Source organism: Mucilaginibacter sp. A5337 (assembly GCF_059690695.1).
Genome location: NZ_JCAWEC010000005.1, coordinates 126,856 through 143,462 on the forward strand (window position 1 = coordinate 126,856; position 16,607 = coordinate 143,462).

Annotated in this window: 18 protein-coding genes and 2 tRNA genes; 11 read left to right on the plus strand and 9 right to left on the minus strand. The window is 42.0% G+C overall.

Annotation, left to right across the window (positions count from 1 at the left end; all coding sequences use genetic code 11):
* From ruvB to AC59JO_RS17840, 8 genes are all read right to left on the minus strand, one after another.
* The gene (gene ruvB / locus AC59JO_RS17805; RefSeq protein WP_091211359.1) at nt 1–1,023 is read right to left on the minus strand and encodes a Holliday junction branch migration DNA helicase RuvB; all 1,023 of its coding nucleotides are present in this window, start codon (nt 1,021–1,023) and stop codon (nt 1–3) included.
* Nucleotides 1,024–1,131: 108 nt separating this feature from the next.
* Nucleotides 1,132–1,863: a polyprenol monophosphomannose synthase gene (locus tag AC59JO_RS17810; RefSeq protein WP_413667239.1), complete on the minus strand. Its 732-nt coding sequence runs from the start codon at nt 1,861–1,863 to the stop codon at nt 1,132–1,134.
* Between the two features lie 117 nt (nt 1,864–1,980).
* On the minus strand, nt 1,981–3,459 hold the full coding sequence (locus tag AC59JO_RS17815; RefSeq protein ID WP_413667240.1) for a POT-type proton-dependent oligopeptide transporter: 1,479 nt from the start codon (nt 3,457–3,459) through the stop codon (nt 1,981–1,983).
* A gap of 121 nt (nt 3,460–3,580) precedes the next feature.
* Nucleotides 3,581–4,501, minus strand: a complete 921-nt coding sequence (locus AC59JO_RS17820) for a hypothetical protein (protein ID WP_497306892.1) — start codon at nt 4,499–4,501, stop codon at nt 3,581–3,583.
* A 374-nt stretch (nt 4,502–4,875) separates the two neighbouring features.
* On the minus strand, nt 4,876–6,054 hold the full coding sequence (locus tag AC59JO_RS17825) for an acetyl-CoA C-acyltransferase (protein ID WP_413667242.1): 1,179 nt from the start codon (nt 6,052–6,054) through the stop codon (nt 4,876–4,878).
* Nucleotides 6,055–6,242: 188 nt separating this feature from the next.
* Nucleotides 6,243–6,419 (minus strand): type II toxin-antitoxin system antitoxin, encoded by a 177-nt coding sequence (locus tag AC59JO_RS17830; protein ID WP_413667243.1) that lies wholly within the window; start codon nt 6,417–6,419, stop codon nt 6,243–6,245.
* Between the two features lies 1 nt (nt 6,420).
* Nucleotides 6,421–6,948: a hypothetical protein gene (locus tag AC59JO_RS17835; protein WP_413667244.1), complete on the minus strand. Its 528-nt coding sequence runs from the start codon at nt 6,946–6,948 to the stop codon at nt 6,421–6,423.
* Between the two features lie 4 nt (nt 6,949–6,952).
* Nucleotides 6,953–7,810, minus strand: coding sequence for an SPFH domain-containing protein (locus AC59JO_RS17840; RefSeq protein ID WP_497306895.1), 858 nt, complete (start codon nt 7,808–7,810; stop codon nt 6,953–6,955).
* A 113-nt stretch (nt 7,811–7,923) separates the two neighbouring features.
* Here AC59JO_RS17840 and AC59JO_RS17845 point away from each other — a divergent pair, with 113 nt between their 5' ends.
* From AC59JO_RS17845 to AC59JO_RS17880, 8 genes are all read left to right on the plus strand, one after another.
* Nucleotides 7,924–9,993: an HD family phosphohydrolase gene (locus tag AC59JO_RS17845; RefSeq protein ID WP_497306897.1), complete on the plus strand. Its 2,070-nt coding sequence runs from the start codon at nt 7,924–7,926 to the stop codon at nt 9,991–9,993.
* 85 nt (nt 9,994–10,078) lie between these two features.
* Nucleotides 10,079–10,165 (plus strand) — tRNA-Ser (locus tag AC59JO_RS17850).
* A gap of 84 nt (nt 10,166–10,249) precedes the next feature.
* Nucleotides 10,250–10,336, plus strand: a tRNA-Ser gene (locus AC59JO_RS17855).
* Nucleotides 10,337–10,569: 233 nt separating this feature from the next.
* Nucleotides 10,570–11,478, plus strand: coding sequence for a helix-turn-helix domain-containing protein (locus AC59JO_RS17860; protein ID WP_497306899.1), 909 nt, complete (start codon nt 10,570–10,572; stop codon nt 11,476–11,478).
* Between the two features lie 94 nt (nt 11,479–11,572).
* Complete coding sequence (locus AC59JO_RS17865) at nt 11,573–12,187, plus strand: YdeI/OmpD-associated family protein (protein WP_497306901.1); 615 nt, start codon at nt 11,573–11,575, stop codon at nt 12,185–12,187.
* Between the two features lie 276 nt (nt 12,188–12,463).
* On the plus strand, nt 12,464–12,964 hold the full coding sequence (locus AC59JO_RS17870) for an SDR family NAD(P)-dependent oxidoreductase (RefSeq protein ID WP_497306903.1): 501 nt from the start codon (nt 12,464–12,466) through the stop codon (nt 12,962–12,964).
* Nucleotides 12,965–13,050: 86 nt separating this feature from the next.
* The gene (locus AC59JO_RS17875; RefSeq protein WP_497306905.1) at nt 13,051–13,497 is read left to right on the plus strand and encodes a hypothetical protein; all 447 of its coding nucleotides are present in this window, start codon (nt 13,051–13,053) and stop codon (nt 13,495–13,497) included.
* The gene (locus AC59JO_RS17880) at nt 13,487–14,263 is read left to right on the plus strand and encodes a tRNA(His) guanylyltransferase Thg1 family protein (protein ID WP_413667250.1); all 777 of its coding nucleotides are present in this window, start codon (nt 13,487–13,489) and stop codon (nt 14,261–14,263) included. The genes AC59JO_RS17875 and AC59JO_RS17880 overlap by 11 nt, the downstream gene beginning before the upstream one ends.
* Nucleotides 14,264–14,277: 14 nt before the next feature.
* Here AC59JO_RS17880 and AC59JO_RS17885 read toward each other — a convergent pair whose 3' ends face one another.
* Complete coding sequence (locus AC59JO_RS17885; RefSeq protein WP_497306907.1) at nt 14,278–14,892, minus strand: class I SAM-dependent methyltransferase; 615 nt, start codon at nt 14,890–14,892, stop codon at nt 14,278–14,280.
* A 50-nt stretch (nt 14,893–14,942) separates the two neighbouring features.
* Here AC59JO_RS17885 and AC59JO_RS17890 point away from each other — a divergent pair, with 50 nt between their 5' ends.
* The 3 genes from AC59JO_RS17890 to AC59JO_RS17900 all read left to right on the plus strand — a co-directional run bounded on the left by AC59JO_RS17890 (nt 14,943) and on the right by AC59JO_RS17900 (nt 16,179).
* On the plus strand, nt 14,943–15,320 hold the full coding sequence (locus tag AC59JO_RS17890; RefSeq protein ID WP_413667252.1) for an HYC_CC_PP family protein: 378 nt from the start codon (nt 14,943–14,945) through the stop codon (nt 15,318–15,320).
* A gap of 138 nt (nt 15,321–15,458) precedes the next feature.
* Complete coding sequence (locus AC59JO_RS17895; protein WP_413667253.1) at nt 15,459–15,887, plus strand: hypothetical protein; 429 nt, start codon at nt 15,459–15,461, stop codon at nt 15,885–15,887.
* A gap of 40 nt (nt 15,888–15,927) precedes the next feature.
* Nucleotides 15,928–16,179: a heavy metal-binding domain-containing protein gene (locus AC59JO_RS17900; RefSeq protein ID WP_413667254.1), complete on the plus strand. Its 252-nt coding sequence runs from the start codon at nt 15,928–15,930 to the stop codon at nt 16,177–16,179.
* The last annotated feature ends 428 nt before the right edge of the window (nt 16,180–16,607 follow it).

Consider the following 16,607-nt stretch of genomic DNA (forward strand, 5'->3'; position numbering starts at 1 on the left):
TCAAAATAAGGATGGGTTTCCCCCCAGCTTTATTTTTCCTAAATGTTTGTAGGCGGCTTCGGTAACTTCGCGTCCGCGGGCGGTGCGCATGATAAAACCTTCCTGTATCAAAAATGGTTCATAAACTTCTTCAATGGTACCCTCATCTTCACCAACCGCAGTTGCAACAGTTTTTAAGCCTACAGGACCGCCTTTAAACTTATCTATGATGGTAAGCAGGATCTTGTTGTCCATTTCATCAAGGCCGTGGCTGTCTACGTTGAGGGCGTTGAGGGCATACTGGGCAATTTCGGTATCAATTTTACCATTGCCTTTAATCTGCGCAAAATCGCGCGTGCGGCGAAGTAAGGCATTGGCTATACGTGGTGTACCGCGGCTGCGACGGGCAATTTCATAAGCGCCTTCATCGGTAATAGGGGTTTTTAATATCGAAGCAGAGCGTAGCACAATGGTGGTAAGCAATTTAGCATCGTAATATTCCAACCGCGAATTTATACCGAACCTCGCCCGTAATGGTGCGGTAAGCAGGCCCGAACGGGTGGTAGCCCCAACCAGGGTGAATGGATTAAGTGAAATCTGTACCGAACGGGCATTGGGGCCGCTTTCCAGCATGATATCTATCTTAAAATCTTCCATGGCCGAGTACAGGTATTCCTCAACCAGCGGACTTAAACGGTGAATCTCATCTATAAAAAGAATATCGCCGGTTTCGAGGTTGGTAAGCAAGCCGGCCAAATCACCGGGTTTATCCAAAACAGGCCCTGAAGTGATCTTGATGCCCACACCCATTTCATTGGCGATGATGTGGGATAGGGTGGTTTTACCCAAACCCGGAGGGCCATGTAGCAACACATGGTCAAGCGCCTCACCACGCTGGCGGGCCGCCTGTACAAAGATCTTTAAGTTGGCTAATATTTTATGCTGACCGGTAAAATCCTCAAATTGCTGAGGCCGTAACACTTTTTCAATATCACGTTCGGTATTGCTGAGGCGTTCGCGGTTAGGATCAAGATGCTCGTTCATTGCCAACGAAATTAGTAATTTTTGGGGATATGAGATATTAGATTTGAGATGTGAGACAAACTTTTTACCTGATACAAATTCACATGTCCCAAATCTCATGTCTCATATCTAACCTTCGGGGTATTTCCTGAAAATGCTGTTGATCTTCATCTGGATCACGCCTAAAAATGCTTCGCGGAAAATACTGGTTGACATTTTAGAAGTGCCGGCCGTGCGGTCGGTAAATATAATGGGGACTTCCACCAGCTTAAAGCCATGTTTAACGGTGGTATATTTCATCTCTATCTGGAAGGCATATCCAACAAACTTGATTTTATCCAGCTTAACAGTTTCAAGTACTCTGCGTTTATAGCACATAAAGCCCGCGGTGGCATCCTGTACCTTCATGCCGGTTATAAAACGCACATAAACTGAAGCGAAATAACTCATAAGCACCCTGCTCATAGGCCAGTTTACTACGTTTACACCGGTTACATAACGGGAGCCTATCGCTGCATCGGCGCCATCAATACAGGCCTGCCTAAGTTTCAGCAGATCATCCGGATTGTGCGAAAAATCAGCGTCCATTTCAAAAATATAGTCGTAATGGCGGGCTATACACCATTTAAAACCATGTATGTAGGCGGTACCTAATCCCTGTTTGCCAGCGCGTTCTTCTATAAAAAGGCTGCCATCGTATTCGGCTTGCAGGCTTTTTACTATCTGCGGCGTACCGTCAGGTGATCCGTCGTCAATGATCAGGATATGAAAGTCATGAGGCAAAGAGAATACCTTACGGATCATCCGTTCGATATTTTCCTTTTCATTATAGGTGGGTATGATTACGACGCTATCAGGCACTGAACAGTATTTTAGAAAATGAGTTAAATGTTTAAGCTGCGAAAATAATCAATTTACAGAGCATCAAAACAACAAAACAGGAAAGCGTACGCAATCCTGTTTTTTCGAAGTTATATTTTAAAGGTTATTCGTATCGGCAATAACCTCATTTTCCACGTAAGGATCGGTAATATAGTTTCTTTCTTTAAGGCGTGGTGCAACAAACATGAAGATGATGATAAACACCGCGATAAAGCTTACAAAAAACCACTCATAATTGGCGCCCGCAAGATTTTTAGCCCACCAGCCGCCGTCTTCGATAAGTCCGTTAACAAGGGCCGTAATCAGGTTCCCGAACGAAACAACCAGGAACCAGATTCCCGACATGGTGCTTTTCATTGATTTTGGAGAATGGGTATAAGCGTATTCCAGGCCGGTAATTGATACCAATACTTCTGCAGCTGATAGTATTAAAAAGGCCAGCACCTGCCACCACATTGAGGGTGAGCCACCATGGTCAATGCTAACGTGTGTAAAACCGATAACTACAAATGATAATGCTGTTAAAACCAAACCGGCACCAAGCCTGCGTAAAGGTGTTGTTTTTAGCCCGATCTTATCTAAATTCGGATAAATCACATAGTTAAATAGTGGTATAAATAACAGCAGGAAAATAGTATTAAAGGTTGACATTGAACCTGGTTCTATCTGGAATGAAGTAAAACCAAGATTGATGTTCCGGTCCATTTTTGCAGCATAAAGCGTCCATTCTGAAAGGCACTGATCCCATACAGCCCAAAACGCCAGCGCAAAGAAGAATACGGAAATTACCCGGTATACTGCTTTAACTCCTTCAACCCGTTCAGGATCATAACTCTCTTTGGCTATATCAAGTAATGATTGGCCGGGTTTCTTTTTACTTAAATGGGTGAGCGCGTACCAGGTAATAAACACCAAATTGTTTCGGTTTACGCCCTGAGGAGGCACCTTTACATATTTTTTGCGGCCCATAAAAAATATTAGCGTTGCTAATGCCATCAAAAGCCCGGGAACGCCAAAAGCCCATTTAGGACCATAATATTTGTAAATGGTAGGGATGGCAACCGTTGATAACATAGAGCCGGCATTGATGCTAAAGTAAAACCAACCGTAAACTTTTGAAAGCAAGTCCTGGTTGCTGGCATCAAACTGGTCGCCCACGTTGGCCGAAACACATGATTTGATACCGCCCGCACCGATGGCGACTACAAGCATACCTATCTCAAAACCACTAAGGCTTGTATCAAACATTGCCAGCAACAGGTGCCCGAAGCAATATACTATGGAAATATAAAGGATAAGCTTGTATTTGCCGGTAAACCAGTCGGCTACCATGCCGCCCACAAATGGCAAAGCGTAGGCCACCATAACAAATAAATGGTTCAGTTTATTGGCATGGGCATCAGCCTGTTGGGCTAAAGCAGGGTTAGCTGCAGGGTTAAAGAATTGCTTTACCAAAAAAAGGGTAAGTATGGAACGCATGCCATAAAAGCTAAAACGTTCAGCGGCTTCATTGCCAATAATGTAAGGGACGCTCTTGGGGAATCTTGGTTTTGTTGGAGCAGTTTTTTCTTGCATCAGTTAACTTAAAAATTTGCTAAAGGTAATATAAATCTTACAAACCGAAATTTAATACTGAAAGTGAGATACTTTCTGTAACAAAATGGTTAATTTTTGATTATTGTTGTTATTTAATTTCTTAATGCTTTGCCGGTAACAGTGCCCGATCTTTTGCGGCCTGTTTTTTAGGATCAATATATTGACTATCGGTACCGGTACCATCGGCAATGTTGCGCATGTCAAGGTCTTCTACATACGTCCAGCGGCCATCTTTTAGTTTATAACCGTCGTAACTAAGGTCGGGGCCAAAGGTTTCTGGCTTGTCCTTACTCCGGCCATCAGGTGCCGAAAGATGGTCAAACACAATGATGTTTTGTTCGGGTACAAACCTTAACAACATGGAAACCTGCCGGGCATATTCAAATACCACCCTGTTGCGGGTTTTGCCATTACCATTAAATATAGGCATCCCAAATTGTGGTACACCATTATTAAAAGAAATGACATCAATTACTTTTTTGGTAGATTTTACCGTGTTGCCTTTCCAGCCTAATAATACATAGTAAGGCTTAGGGCCGTACACCGCTATTATCTTATAGTATTGAGCGCCATACCATTTATGGGTGTCTGTTACCGAATCTTCGGGGTTTTTCAATAACGGCGAGTAATCCTCAAGCGGAAACATCTTAAGCGCGCCCCCGGTATTTATTTGCACTGTACCATAAAAGCGATAACTGCCGTCGAGGTTTGTTACGTGCCAGCTCAAGATCCTGAAACGGTTATCGGGTGAGTTAACAATGCTGATACTCTTAACCGAATCAAACGGAAACAGAAAAGAGTTGTTAATTTTTAACGCCTGCACCAATGTTTTAATAAACTGGTAATTGGCGTTTTTGCGCTCCATATCGTTCTCATCATTTACAATCTTTTTGCCGAGACGGGTGAGACTGTCCTGGTATTCGTTAAGTTTTTTGAGCCTTGTACCTTCGTCATAGTATTGCGCAAAAGTTTGCATGCAAAGCAATATGGAGAAGATAGTTAGAAGAGCTTTTTTTGTCACTATTTTAATTTAATTGGTTGAGCTATTTGTTTTTTATTGCGAGGAACGAAGTAATGAGCCTCACCCAACCCTCTCCTCCGGAAAGGGCTTTGAAAATTTTTAAAGTTTTCCCTTCCGGGGGAGATTTAGAGGGGGGTAATCGCTTCGTGTTTTATTAATTACTTGCTTGTGAGTTTTTGATTATCAATATGTTTTATTATCCATTTTATATAACGTGGGCGTTGCCTGCGGCCCGGGCTTTCCGTTGCAAGTCCTCGCTTTTGCTGCCCGCAATCCCAACACACGCTGTGGGCATTACACTGCAATCCCTAACGCGCCCCTCGCACAACATCATTAAAATATAATTTTGCTTATAATAACGTCTTTATAAAACACTAACGTAAATTTTCGATAACCATTGCGCTGGCGCCACCGCCACCGTTGCAGATACCTGCAGCACCATATTTGCCGTTATTTTGCTTTAGTACGTGTAAAAGGGTAACAATGATTCGTGCACCCGAAGCGCCAAGAGGATGGCCCAATGAAACTGCACCTCCATTAACGTTTACTTTTTCGGGATCGAGATTTAAAGTTTGATTATTTGCTATGGCAACAACCGAAAACGCTTCATTGATCTCAAAAAAGTCGATATCGGAAGTTTGGAGGCCTGCCCTCTGCAAAGCCAGCGGGATAGCTTTTGATGGAGCGGTGGTAAACCATTCGGGGGCCTGCTGAGCGTCGGCATAGGAAATTATTTTTGCCAGGGGAGTTATACCCAGCTCATTGGCTTTTTCAAGGCTCATAAGCACCACAGCTGCGGCACCGTCATTCAGTGTTGATGCGTTGGCAGCCGTAACTGTACCGTCTTTTTTAAATACCGGTTTTAATGATGGGATCTTGTCAAACTTAACTGTTTGGGGTTCTTCATCTTCGGCAAACATGGTTATATCGCCTTTTTTGTCTTTAAGGCCAACAGGTGTTATCTCTTCTTTAAACTTACCGTCTCCCTGAGCTTTTTGAGCTCGTTGATATGATAAAATGGCGTAGGCATCCTGCTCTTCACGGCTGATGTTGCAGTCAGTAGCACAAAGTTCGGCCGCCGAGCCCATATGATAGTCGTTGTAAACATCCCAAAGCCCATCTTTTACCAAGCCGTCAATGATCTGTCCGTTGCCTAACCGGTAGCCGTTACGGGCTTTATCCAGGTAGTAAGGCACATTGCTCATGCTTTCCATACCGCCGGCCACCACAATATCGTTTTGACCTATGGCAATACTTTGAGCAGCCAGCATAATTGCTTTCATGCCCGATGCGCAAACTTTATTAACGGTTGTAGCAGGTAGATAGGGGAGCCCTGCAAATATAGCGGCCTGGGTTGCCGGTGCCTGCCCAACATTGGCCGACATTACATTGCCCATGTAAACTTCCTGTACCTGATCAGGCCTTAAGCCTGCTTTTTCCACTGCCGATTTGATGACTGCTGCGCCCAGTTGTGTGGCGCTGATGGCTGCTAAACTGCCTCCAAAGCTGCCTATTGGAGTACGTGTGGCAGCTACTATTACTACTTCTTTCATGTGTCCCTCATTAAAATTGGTGGGCAAATTTAATGATTTGAACGAAAGAAAATACTATGCATGCATAATAAGATTATTGAGCGAGAGATTAGAGGTTGGAGGTTAGAGATTAGTTGGTTTTGCGCATATCCGAGTCGGCGTTAACGGAATTGAGAACGCCTGTTTGCCTAATCTCTAACCTCCAACCTCTAATCACCATCTTCCTTTTTCTTTTTAGAACTCCCCTTTTTACGCGCATGCAGGGCTTGTTGCATGAGGTATTCGATCTGGCCGTTGGTGCTTCTGAATTCTTCGGCTGCCCAACTCTCAATCTCCTTCAGCATGTCGGGGTTGATACGTAATACAAATGCTTTCTTTTCGGCCATATTAAGTTGTGGCCGCTGCCTCGGCCTGTTTTAACAAAACTAAATTTATGCCCAGTAACGCCAACAGGGGCAGCTCTGGTACTTTTTTGATCATATCCGGATCAATTTTTACAACAAAGGGCTGTTTACGGCTCCAGAGTTTGGCTTCTACGTTTAAAATATCACCCAACTGATCGTTTACCCAGGTGTAGGTACGCGATAGGATCTTTTTGTTATAAAATATTGCGGTAAGGCCATTATTTAACTCAAGGGTTATTTTCCGGCTCCAGATTTCGGGTGTTATTATACCAATTTCTATTCCTTCGGGCTGTTCAATTATAAGTTTTCGGCCTATCCAGCTTTTGCGTTTTACTATCCAGTTTCCGCTATTGGTTTCAAGTGTACAGATACGTTTTAAAGCACCTGTGTACGTGAGCTTGCCGTAGCTGAACTGTCCGTCGCTAAGTTCATACCATGGTCGCCAAAAGCCGTGCCTTAATACCGGTAATTCCGTTAAGCGGAGCTGGTTAAAACTTCTGAATTGGTCCATCATATTAATGGTATAAAGTGCCGGTATTTACAACAGGGTTAACAGCTTTATCACCGCATAATACAACCAATAGATTGCTAACCATGGCCGCCTTGCGTTCTTCATCAAGTTCAACAATGTTCTTTTCAGATAGCTTGTTCAACGCCATTTCAACCATGCCAACGGCGCCTTCAACAATAAGTTTACGGGCAGCTATGATGGCCGATGCCTGCTGTACCTGCAGCATGGAATGTGCAATTTCGGGCGCATATGCCAAATGCGAGATCCGGGCTTCCAATACTTCAATGCCGGCGCGGTCGAGCCTTTCATTCAGTTCTTTTTCCAGCATCGCGCTTACCTGCTCGGCGCCGCCGCGAAGGGTAATGGCGGCGGTTTCGTCTTCCAGATTATCGTACGGGAATGAGTTTGCCAAATGTCTTACCGCAGCTTCGCTTTGGATGTTTACATACTGGATATAATTTTCAACCGCAAATACTGCAGCAGCAGTATCTTTTATCTGCCATACAATAACAGCGGCAATTTCAATAGGGTTACCAATGCTGTCGTTTACTTTTAGTTGCTGTCCGTTAAGGTTAAATGCCTTTAATGATACCTTCTTTTTAACAGTAAAGGGATTAACCCAGAAAAAGCCGTCGGTTTTTACAGTACCAACATACTTGCCAAAAAGGGTAAGCACTTTTGATTCGTTAGGATTAACAACGATGATGCCGGGAAGCAAAAATATGACGCTCACCGGAATTAATATGAAGCCGATAACTTCCAGGCCGCTGCTTAAGCAAAAAACGGCCGCAATTAGTAAAATAATAGCCAAAATAAAAACGGAAAATCCGGATGGCGGGTTGATAGTTTTTTCAGGATTCATGATTTAGTTTGATTTTAAAATGATATCATAAAGATATCAAATTTGTTTTACAAATGCAAGAAAAACTGTACATAACAGAAACTTATATTATTTTTGGCAGGTTAATCATTTAAATGGCAAAACTATCCACTTCGCGCCAAAAGGCTTTACTGCGCAAATACGCCCGTAATGTTAAGTTTTTGATGATGCTGCTCAGTGTCATACTTATTGTTTACTTTTTACCAAAGCAGGCAAAATTTAGCTACGAGCATGAAAAAGGCAGGATCTGGAACCAGAAAGATCTGGTATCCCCCTATAATTTCGCCATATTAAAAACACCTCAGGAAATCATGGCCGATCAGAAATCGGCCCTGGAAAGCATAACGCCAATATACCAGCTGGATGCTGTTATGCAAAACCAGCAAATTGATGGTTTTAAAGCCGATCTGGAAATTAAATGGCATAATGCCGGTATCAATGATAAGTTGAAGCCAAAATATATTGCTGCCGGTACCGATTTATTGACCGAAATTTATCAGACAGGCGTTTTTAAACCCAATGCCAAGTACCAGCAAAGCTCCGAGAATTACCCGGTAAGGATCCTGGATAAAAATGTTGCCACTGATAAAAATACGAGTGAGCTGTTCACTAAAGAAAAGGCGCAGGCATATTGCGACAAAGTGCTTAGCAAACATACCGATCTGGACAAGGCTTTTCTGCTCGACCTGATCAGTAACCGCCTGCAAAATAACCTTGCTTATGATAATAACCTTACCTCAAGATTGGAGAAAGAGGTTGTTGATGGTCTTTCAGTAACGCGCGGGATGGTGCAAAAAGGGGAGGTGATAGTTTACAAGGGTTCGGTAGTTAATGATGATGTTTATCAAAAACTGGAATCGTTTAAAAAAGCGTTTGAGGATAATGCCAGGGTTAATGGCAACCGAAACCTGGTGTTGTTGGGGCAGTTTTTCCTGGTAGCTATAGCATTATCATTACTGATGATATTCCTTTACCTGTTCCGAAAAGATATTTATGCAGATAACAGGCTGGTAAGTTTGATATTGTTGGTAATTACCGCCATGCTGGCTACCTTGTCGCTGGCTATTAAGTTGCAATTTCCTACCAATCTGTACTACATTCCTTATTGTATTGTACCTATCATTATCCGCATATTGTTTGATACGCGTTTGGCGCTTGAAATTCATTTGTTGGTTGTACTGATAGCCGGCTTTTTTGTACCCAATAGTTTTGAGTTTGCCTACTATGAGATTACAGCGGGTATGGTATCCATCTACAGTATTAAAAACCTGGTACGCAGGGAGCAATTCCTGATCTCGGCGGTGATCATCATTTTTACTTACTTCGTGGCATTTTTAGGGATTACTTTTATCCGCGAAGGTGATTTCCTGAATATCGACTGGATGGACTTTTTACCGTTTGTAGTGAGCGTGCTGCTTACCTTGTTGGCTTACCCGCTTATTTACCTGTTTGAGAAAGTATTTGCTATTACATCAGAAATTACGCTCATCGAACTTACCAATACCAATGCGCCTTTATTGCGTGAACTTGCCTTTAACGCTCCAGGCACCTTTCAGCATTCATTACAGGTAGCCAACCTGGCCGAAAACGCTATTTATGCCGTTGGGGGTAATGCGCTGCTGGTTAGGGCAGGGGCGCTTTACCATGATATAGGCAAAATGGAGAACCCGTTGTTCTTTATCGAAAACCAAAGCTCGGGCTTTAACCCGCATGATAAGCTGCCTTACGAAGAAAGTGCCCAGATTATCATCCGCCACGTGAGCCGGGGGATTGAAATGGCGCGTAAGGCCAACCTGCCCGAGGTGGTGATCGATTTTATCCGTACCCATCATGGTAATACCCGGGTTGATTATTTTTACCAGTCGTCATTAAAAAATTTTCCTGAAAAGTTCATCAACGAGAATATTTTTCGCTATCCCGGGCCTATTCCTTTCACCAAAGAAGGTGCAGTTTTGATGCTTGCCGACTCGGTTGAGGCCGCTTCGCGCTCATTGAAAGAGCCGGATGAAGAATCAATTAGCGTACTGGTAGATCGCATTGTAAAATACAAGCTTGATCAAAACCAGTTGAAAGACAGTAATATAACTTTGAAAGATATTGAAACTATTAAGGCTATTTTTAAGCGGATGCTGATGAGTATTTACCACGTGAGGATAGATTATTAGAAAAAAAATATTTTTTTTGACGGGAGGCTTGAATTACTATATTTGCAGTCCCTGAAAAACGGGACAATAGCTTAAGAAGCAAAACGGAGAGGTGCCTGAGAGGCCGAAAGGAACAGTTTGCTAAACTGTCGTACTGGAAACGGTACCGAGGGTTCGAATCCCTCCCTCTCCGCAAAAAAGCCCAAACAGGGCTTTTTTTATTTATGATGACATGATCGTAGCATTGAATTAGTTGATGCTATAGATTTTGAAACCCGGAGAGATGCCTGAGAGGCCGAAAGGAACAGTTTGCTAAACTGTCGTACTGGAAACGGTACCGAGGGTTCGAATCCCTCTCTCTCCGCTACCCCAGGAAGACCCGGCTTTTGCCGGGTCTTCCTGTTTCATCAAATGGACAATACATATTACCATTTTACAAGTCTCCTTATCCATTTTAAAGATATGTTGGCAACAGCACAAACAAGAGTGAAAACTGCATAACGATATCAGTGGTTCCAAACAGTGATTTTTTTATGATCAATAGGTGAAGATACTTTCTTTTTCTATTTTAGGATCAACCAGTATGTGGTGTATTACATGGAGAAAATAAAAACTACAATTCCTTATTACACAGAAATAAACGATTTTTTGGACTCTATTCCATGGCCGGGGCGAACAACTGATCCTGATTTTTACTGTTTGAGGTTAAAGCCACTCGATCAGGGTCGGCAGGTATACAGGCCACCTTTTAAACGTTCATTCTATTTTTTTGCCCTGCTATTCAATTCCGGCAGGATCCAAGTTAACTATGGCGATCAGACTATTCATGATCCTGAGTCTTATCTTGTCTTTCATTCGCCTAATCTCGTGTATAGCTTTGCTCATAACAATGCTTTGGAGGGTTATGTGATTTACTTTAAGCCGGAATGCTTTTCATTCTTCAAGCCAGATTTTCATCAGCAAATCCGCCTGTTTGATGTGTTACATACCAACCTGTTTAAGTTTGATCTGGCCACATTTAAACAATTGGTTCCGCATTTTGAAGCTGTATTTGCAGCTTATGAAAGGTCCGCAAAAGTACAGCATATGGAAGCACGGGTAAAGTTGCTCGGCTTGCTTTACTATCTGGAAGACTTTGCCCTGGAAAAGAAAGAAGATATCCGCCTGGCTACAACGCAACAAATCCTGTTGCGTAAATTTATTCAGTTAATTGATAACCATTATATCAATAAGCGCACCGTGCAGGAATACGCGGATATGCTTTCTGTTACCGCTAATTACCTCTCCCAATCTGTTAAATATGCTTCGGGGAAAAATGCACTTACTTTTATTGCCGAACGCCTGGCCGCCGAAGCCCGGTCGCTCATTCAATACACCGATTTAGAGATGACCGAGATCGCCTATCAACTCAACTTTTCAGACCCCGCTAACTTTGGCAAATTTTTCAAAAGGCAGGTAGGCTTGTCGCCCACAGAGTTCCGGAAACAACGCAAGTTATTAAATTGACCTGTTTATCCAAGTTTTAAACCAAATCTTTTGTGACTGGCTAAGTTTCTTTGTTCGATTGAATTAAATGGTAAATATCTAAAAATCAAACTTTATGAATTACAATCCTGCTGTGGATGCTTATATAGCTAATTCCGAAGACTTTGCAAAACCCATTCTTGAGCATTGGCGCCGGCTTATTCACGAAAATTGCCCGGATGCCGAAGAAACGATAAAATGGAGTTTTCCGCATTTTGATTATAAAGGCGATAACATGTGTGTAGTGGCATCCTATAAAAACCACTGCTCCTTTACATTTCTGAAAGCCGAACTGATGACAGACTTACGCCTGAAAGCAAACAAGGACTTGAAGCCGATCCAAAGATTTTTGGGAAAGATCAGCAAAATAGGTGACCTGCCTCCTGACGATGAATTTATAGCCATGCTTAAAGAAGCCAGGCTGCTAAACGAAAAAGGCATCAAGATAAAAAGGGACAAGCCGGAATCTGATAAACCCAAGATATTGGAAACGCCCGACTACCTGCTGGCAGCATTAGTAGCTAACCCCAAAGCAAAGGATGTTTTTGAAAGCAAATCCAACTCCTTCCGCAAGGAATATATTATTTGGATAACCGACGCCAAAACTGCCGAAACACGACAAAAAAGAATAAGTGAAGCTTTAGAATGGATAGCCGAAGGAAAAGGCAGGTTTTGGAAGCACCAAAAATAAAGATTCTAAATTTATTATTCCCATAACCCCATTTAGGTATTCTAACCGGCTCCCTTTATCCCCGCCAGGAAAAAGAGCTTTACTCTAAATTAAAAACCTCGCTGCAATAAGGCAACGAGGTTTTTTGCTTTTCTGCATTCTACAGCCAGTTAACGGCTTCCAAATTTTGATTATAGTCATAAAAGAGAATTAGTATACAACTATCCGGTATTTGTATTAACACCAACCCTCATATCCGTCAGACCTTTGTACTATCAATTTGAAATAGCGAAAAAAATGAAAAAAGTAATCTTAGTTACAGGTGCAAGTTCGGGGATGGGTAAAGAAGCTGCCAAGAAGCTTATCAACGAAGGTCATACTGTTTATACCGTTGCACGAAGAATTGACCAGATGCAGGACCTAAAGGCGTTAGGCGGGTATCCAATGAGGATGGATGTAACTAACGAGGAGGATATTCAAACTGTTGTTGACACTATTATTGAAAAAGAAGGGAAGATTGATGTGCTGTGGAACAATGCCAGTTATGGTCTTTATGGTTCGGTAGAAGATGTATCGTTAGCTGAGGCAAGGAAACAAATGGAAGTAAATGTTTTTGGACTTGCCGCGGTATCGCAAATAGTAGTTCCCCACATGCGTAAAGCAAAATCAGGATTAATCAGCGATTTGATTAAAGGCAAATACAACAACCACGTGCCTTATCCTAAAAATATACGGGATGCGAAGGCGTTTGTAGAACAATATAAAAAATATGCAAAGTTCCCGGAGCGATCATGTTAAACTCCTATGCCCGCTTACTAATGATAATAAAGGATAAATAGTTATAGCCCCCCGTTTTGTAACCAAAGTTGAGCTATCTTAGGCAAATGGAAGCGATAATATTTTGCGGTATTCAGGCAACTGGAAAGACTACTTTTTTTAAAGAGAAGTTTTTTAAAACGCATATACGTATCTCATTAGATCAGTTAAATACCAGAAATAAAGAACTCAAGTTTATTGAAACCTGTATCCTTACCTTTCACCCTTTTGTAATAGACAATACTAACCCCTCTCAAGAAGAGAGAGCAAAATATATTGCCATTGCAAAGGCAAATAAGTTTAAAGTGATCGGCTACTATTTTCAATCAAAATTGACCGACGCATTAGAGCGTAATAGCCTGCGTTTTGGTAAAGAGAAGATTCCTGAAATTGGAATAAAAGGAACTTACAGACGATTGAGCTTGCCATCTGTCGACGAGGGTTTCGACGAACTATATTATGTGACTGCTGAAAATAATACATTCACCGTAAAAGAATGGTCAAATGAAATTTGATGATTTAGATGTTAAAATGAGGGTTTATGAAACCTCGCAAGATCGTTGTGTTTTACCTGAAATGTACATTGTAGCCAGAATTGATGGACGGGGTTTTACCAGGCTAACTAAAGAAGTTCATCAGTTTGAAGCCCCATTTGATGAAAAATTCCGCGACCTGATGGTGGAAACGGTAAAGCATCTTATGAACTGCGGTTTCAATGTGATTTACGGTTATACTGAAAGCGATGAAATATCATTGTTGTTTCATCCTGAAGAAAATCTATTTGGGCGTAAGACCAGAAAGTATATTTCTATTTTGGCAGGTGAAGCCAGTGCTAAATTTTCTTTTCTTCTTGGAAGTGTAGGGGCTTTTGACTGCCGTATTTCTGAGCTTCCAAACAAGAGGTTAGTAGAAGATTATTTCAGATGGCGTAACGAAGATGCGCATAGAAATGCGTTGAATGCACATTGCTATTGGCGTTTGAGGCAAGACGGTTATACTGTAAACGAAGCTACTTCTAAGATTGGAGGTATGAGTATCGCGGCAAAGAACGAACTGCTGTTTCAATATGGTATTAATTTCAACAATACTCCTGCCTGGCAAAAGAGAGGAATAGGCATTTATTGGAAAGATGTGAAAAAAGAAGGGTTTAATCCCAAAACCAACGAACATGTTTTGGTTGACAAGCGAGTCCTGCACGTTGATTTAGAGTTGCCCATGCGCGAAGAATACAATAAATTCATATATGATCTGTTAGGGAAGTACGAAGCGTCTGTCCTATAGCCTATTAATCCCTACTACGAGACCTTTTTAAAACTACAGAATACAAAGTTCTGAGTAGTACCAAATGGTGTAACGTGATCGTGGCGCATACAGCTTAACGGTTTAAACGCTTTTGTAAATGTATTTTGCAAGCCTTGTTCATCATAACGTGACACGGGCAGCCCACTGCATTTTTCTGGTCCCTGGTCCGAAAATGTCCCAACAATCAGGTAGCTGTTAACCCAATTTGCTACCAGTTCCCGGTAGCGTCGAATATCTTTCTGTTCGGTCAGGAAATGAAAAACCGCGCGGTCATGCCACAGGTCAAAACTTTCATTGGGTTCGAAGTTTAAAATATCAGCAACTATCCAGTTGATTTTGTAGGCCTTCTCACCAAGGCGTTTTTTAGCCTTTTCGAGACTGGCGCCTGCTATGTCAAGTACGGTAATATTTTGGTAGCCGGCGGCTAATAAATGATCAGCCAGGGTGCTGTCGCCGCCACCGCAATCAATAATGCGGGCACTTTTTGGCAAATTCAACGCAAGGATCAGGCCGAGCGATGGCTGAGGTACCTGTTGGGTCCAGCTTACTTGTTCTGGTCCTTTGGTTTCATAAGATTTTTGCCAGTGTGATGCTTTTTCATTAGTCATATTGCAAAAAAACAAAATATTTAAATGCCTGTTTTTTCTAATTTAGTGCCGTGAAACGACTATCAGCGATTTTACTTATTCTGTTTTACTCGGTATCTGTTTTTGGGTTTACCATAAACAGGCTCTACTGTTGCGGTAAACTGGCTGATGTATCGCTATCTGCCGCCGCTGTGTGCAAAATGGAGCATAAGACAGGCGATTTATCCTGCTGTAAAAGTGTTAAAACAACGCTCAAGGTAAAGGATAATCACGTTGCGGCCCGTACAGCACAGTCGCTCAAAAATACCTTTGCAATTGTTGCCCCTGTGTTTTTTCTTCCCGCTTCTTCGGAAGGAGTAATACGGAGTGTTTTACATGCTTACAACAGCCAGGCACCGCCCTGCTGGCAACAGCCACTTTATATCCTTTACGCCAACTACAGAATTTGATCCCTTCCCGGTATTTTCCGCCATATCGCCTGACAGGCCCACGCCAATCATTATTCAGGCAATTTTCTCATTAATCAATTTTTTTACTGCTTTATTGCCGGGTGATTTTCGGCAATGAGCATCAACATATTTTCGAAAATGAAAACTATCAAATTTTTAATTGTTTTGTTTGGCCTGTTCCTTTCAGCATCATTGGTTCAGGCAAAACCTTTTAGTGCCAAAAATATTTCTTCTGCACAGGATTTGCCGGTGGCCGTAAAAAATCCCCGCGTATCTGATTATAAAATAGTCGACAACGGCCCGATCATTATTTATGAGCGCAGTCGCCCGGGCGATAAACTGAATCTTTTTAAACCAATTATTACTCACTATTTTAGCGTGAAGGGAACAGACAAAGTTTATTTGCTTACCCTGGATAATTTGAAAAAGATATACAAAAGCAGGCCTCATTTTGATATGCTGGATACGCGTTTCAAAACAGATAGCGACCTGCTCACTTACGACAGTATACACGGGCAATATAGCGTCAATTACTATTTGTCAAAAGCAGATGCTGCCCAACTTTAAAATTTGCAATTAATCATCAAAATCATAACAAATCAAACTCATGAAAAAAGTAATGTTAATGGCTGTGGCCATCCTTTTCTCGGTTACCGGCGCATTTGCCACTCACAACAGTACGATGTTGCCCGACACAACCAAAACCAAAAAGGTGAAGCCGGCAAAAGTGCAATATACCTGTACCATGCACCCGGAAGTACTGAGTGACAAGCCCGGTAAATGCCCTAAATGCGGCATGGCCCTGGTTAAAAAGGAACCTGCAAAGAAGAAAGCAGATACCATGAAGATGAAAATGTAAATAAGCTAAGAGGCTGCATCATAAATCATGATCAGCCTCTTTTTTTTGACTTGTTCAGCTCGTAGTTTTGGATGGATTGACTCTACTAAAAAGGGGGTTAACAGGGTTAACAGAATTCAGGGTTAACATTTGCATATGTGTTTTATAATCAGGTTGTTGGGCGTTTTTTGTGCCGAAAATGTGTTAACCCCCCCTTGTGTACATATTAATCGGCTAAATTCCAATCCATAGGTAGCACAACATATTGATAGTCAATTTGATTTGTAATACAGCCTCTTAAAAAAGCCCTTTCATCAAGTGTAACCTTAATAAGGTTATCCCCAACCAATAAGCTTAAATATTCGCTTAGTCAAAAGGCGCCCTGGAATTTGCTTCAGGGCGCCTTTTGATTCTTCACTGTATCCTTAACCGGCTACTACAATAATATC

Excerpts from the sequence above, each read along its gene's own strand:
- ruvB (WP_091211359.1), bottom strand. The coding sequence starts at position 1,023 with ATGAACGAGCATCTTGATCCTAACCGCGAACGCCTCAGCAATACCGAA.
- AC59JO_RS17815 (WP_413667240.1), bottom strand. The coding sequence starts at position 3,459 with ATGCAAGAAAAAACTGCTCCAACAAAACCAAGATTCCCCAAGAGCGTC.
- AC59JO_RS17825 (WP_413667242.1), bottom strand. The coding sequence starts at position 6,054 with ATGAAAGAAGTAGTAATAGTAGCTGCCACACGTACTCCAATAGGCAGC.
- AC59JO_RS17830 (WP_413667243.1), bottom strand. The coding sequence starts at position 6,419 with ATGGCCGAAAAGAAAGCATTTGTATTACGTATCAACCCCGACATGCTG.
- AC59JO_RS17835 (WP_413667244.1), bottom strand. The coding sequence starts at position 6,948 with ATGGACCAATTCAGAAGTTTTAACCAGCTCCGCTTAACGGAATTACCG.
- AC59JO_RS17840 (WP_497306895.1), bottom strand. The coding sequence starts at position 7,810 with ATGAATCCTGAAAAAACTATCAACCCGCCATCCGGATTTTCCGTTTTT.
- AC59JO_RS17845 (WP_497306897.1), top strand. The coding sequence starts at position 7,924 with ATGGCAAAACTATCCACTTCGCGCCAAAAGGCTTTACTGCGCAAATAC.
- AC59JO_RS17860 (WP_497306899.1), top strand. The coding sequence starts at position 10,570 with ATGGAGAAAATAAAAACTACAATTCCTTATTACACAGAAATAAACGAT.
- AC59JO_RS17865 (WP_497306901.1), top strand. The coding sequence starts at position 11,573 with ATGAATTACAATCCTGCTGTGGATGCTTATATAGCTAATTCCGAAGAC.
- AC59JO_RS17870 (WP_497306903.1), top strand. The coding sequence starts at position 12,464 with ATGAAAAAAGTAATCTTAGTTACAGGTGCAAGTTCGGGGATGGGTAAA.
- AC59JO_RS17875 (WP_497306905.1), top strand. The coding sequence starts at position 13,051 with ATGGAAGCGATAATATTTTGCGGTATTCAGGCAACTGGAAAGACTACT.
- AC59JO_RS17880 (WP_413667250.1), top strand. The coding sequence starts at position 13,487 with ATGAAATTTGATGATTTAGATGTTAAAATGAGGGTTTATGAAACCTCG.
- AC59JO_RS17885 (WP_497306907.1), bottom strand. The coding sequence starts at position 14,892 with ATGACTAATGAAAAAGCATCACACTGGCAAAAATCTTATGAAACCAAA.
- AC59JO_RS17895 (WP_413667253.1), top strand. The coding sequence starts at position 15,459 with ATGAAAACTATCAAATTTTTAATTGTTTTGTTTGGCCTGTTCCTTTCA.
- AC59JO_RS17900 (WP_413667254.1), top strand. The coding sequence starts at position 15,928 with ATGAAAAAAGTAATGTTAATGGCTGTGGCCATCCTTTTCTCGGTTACC.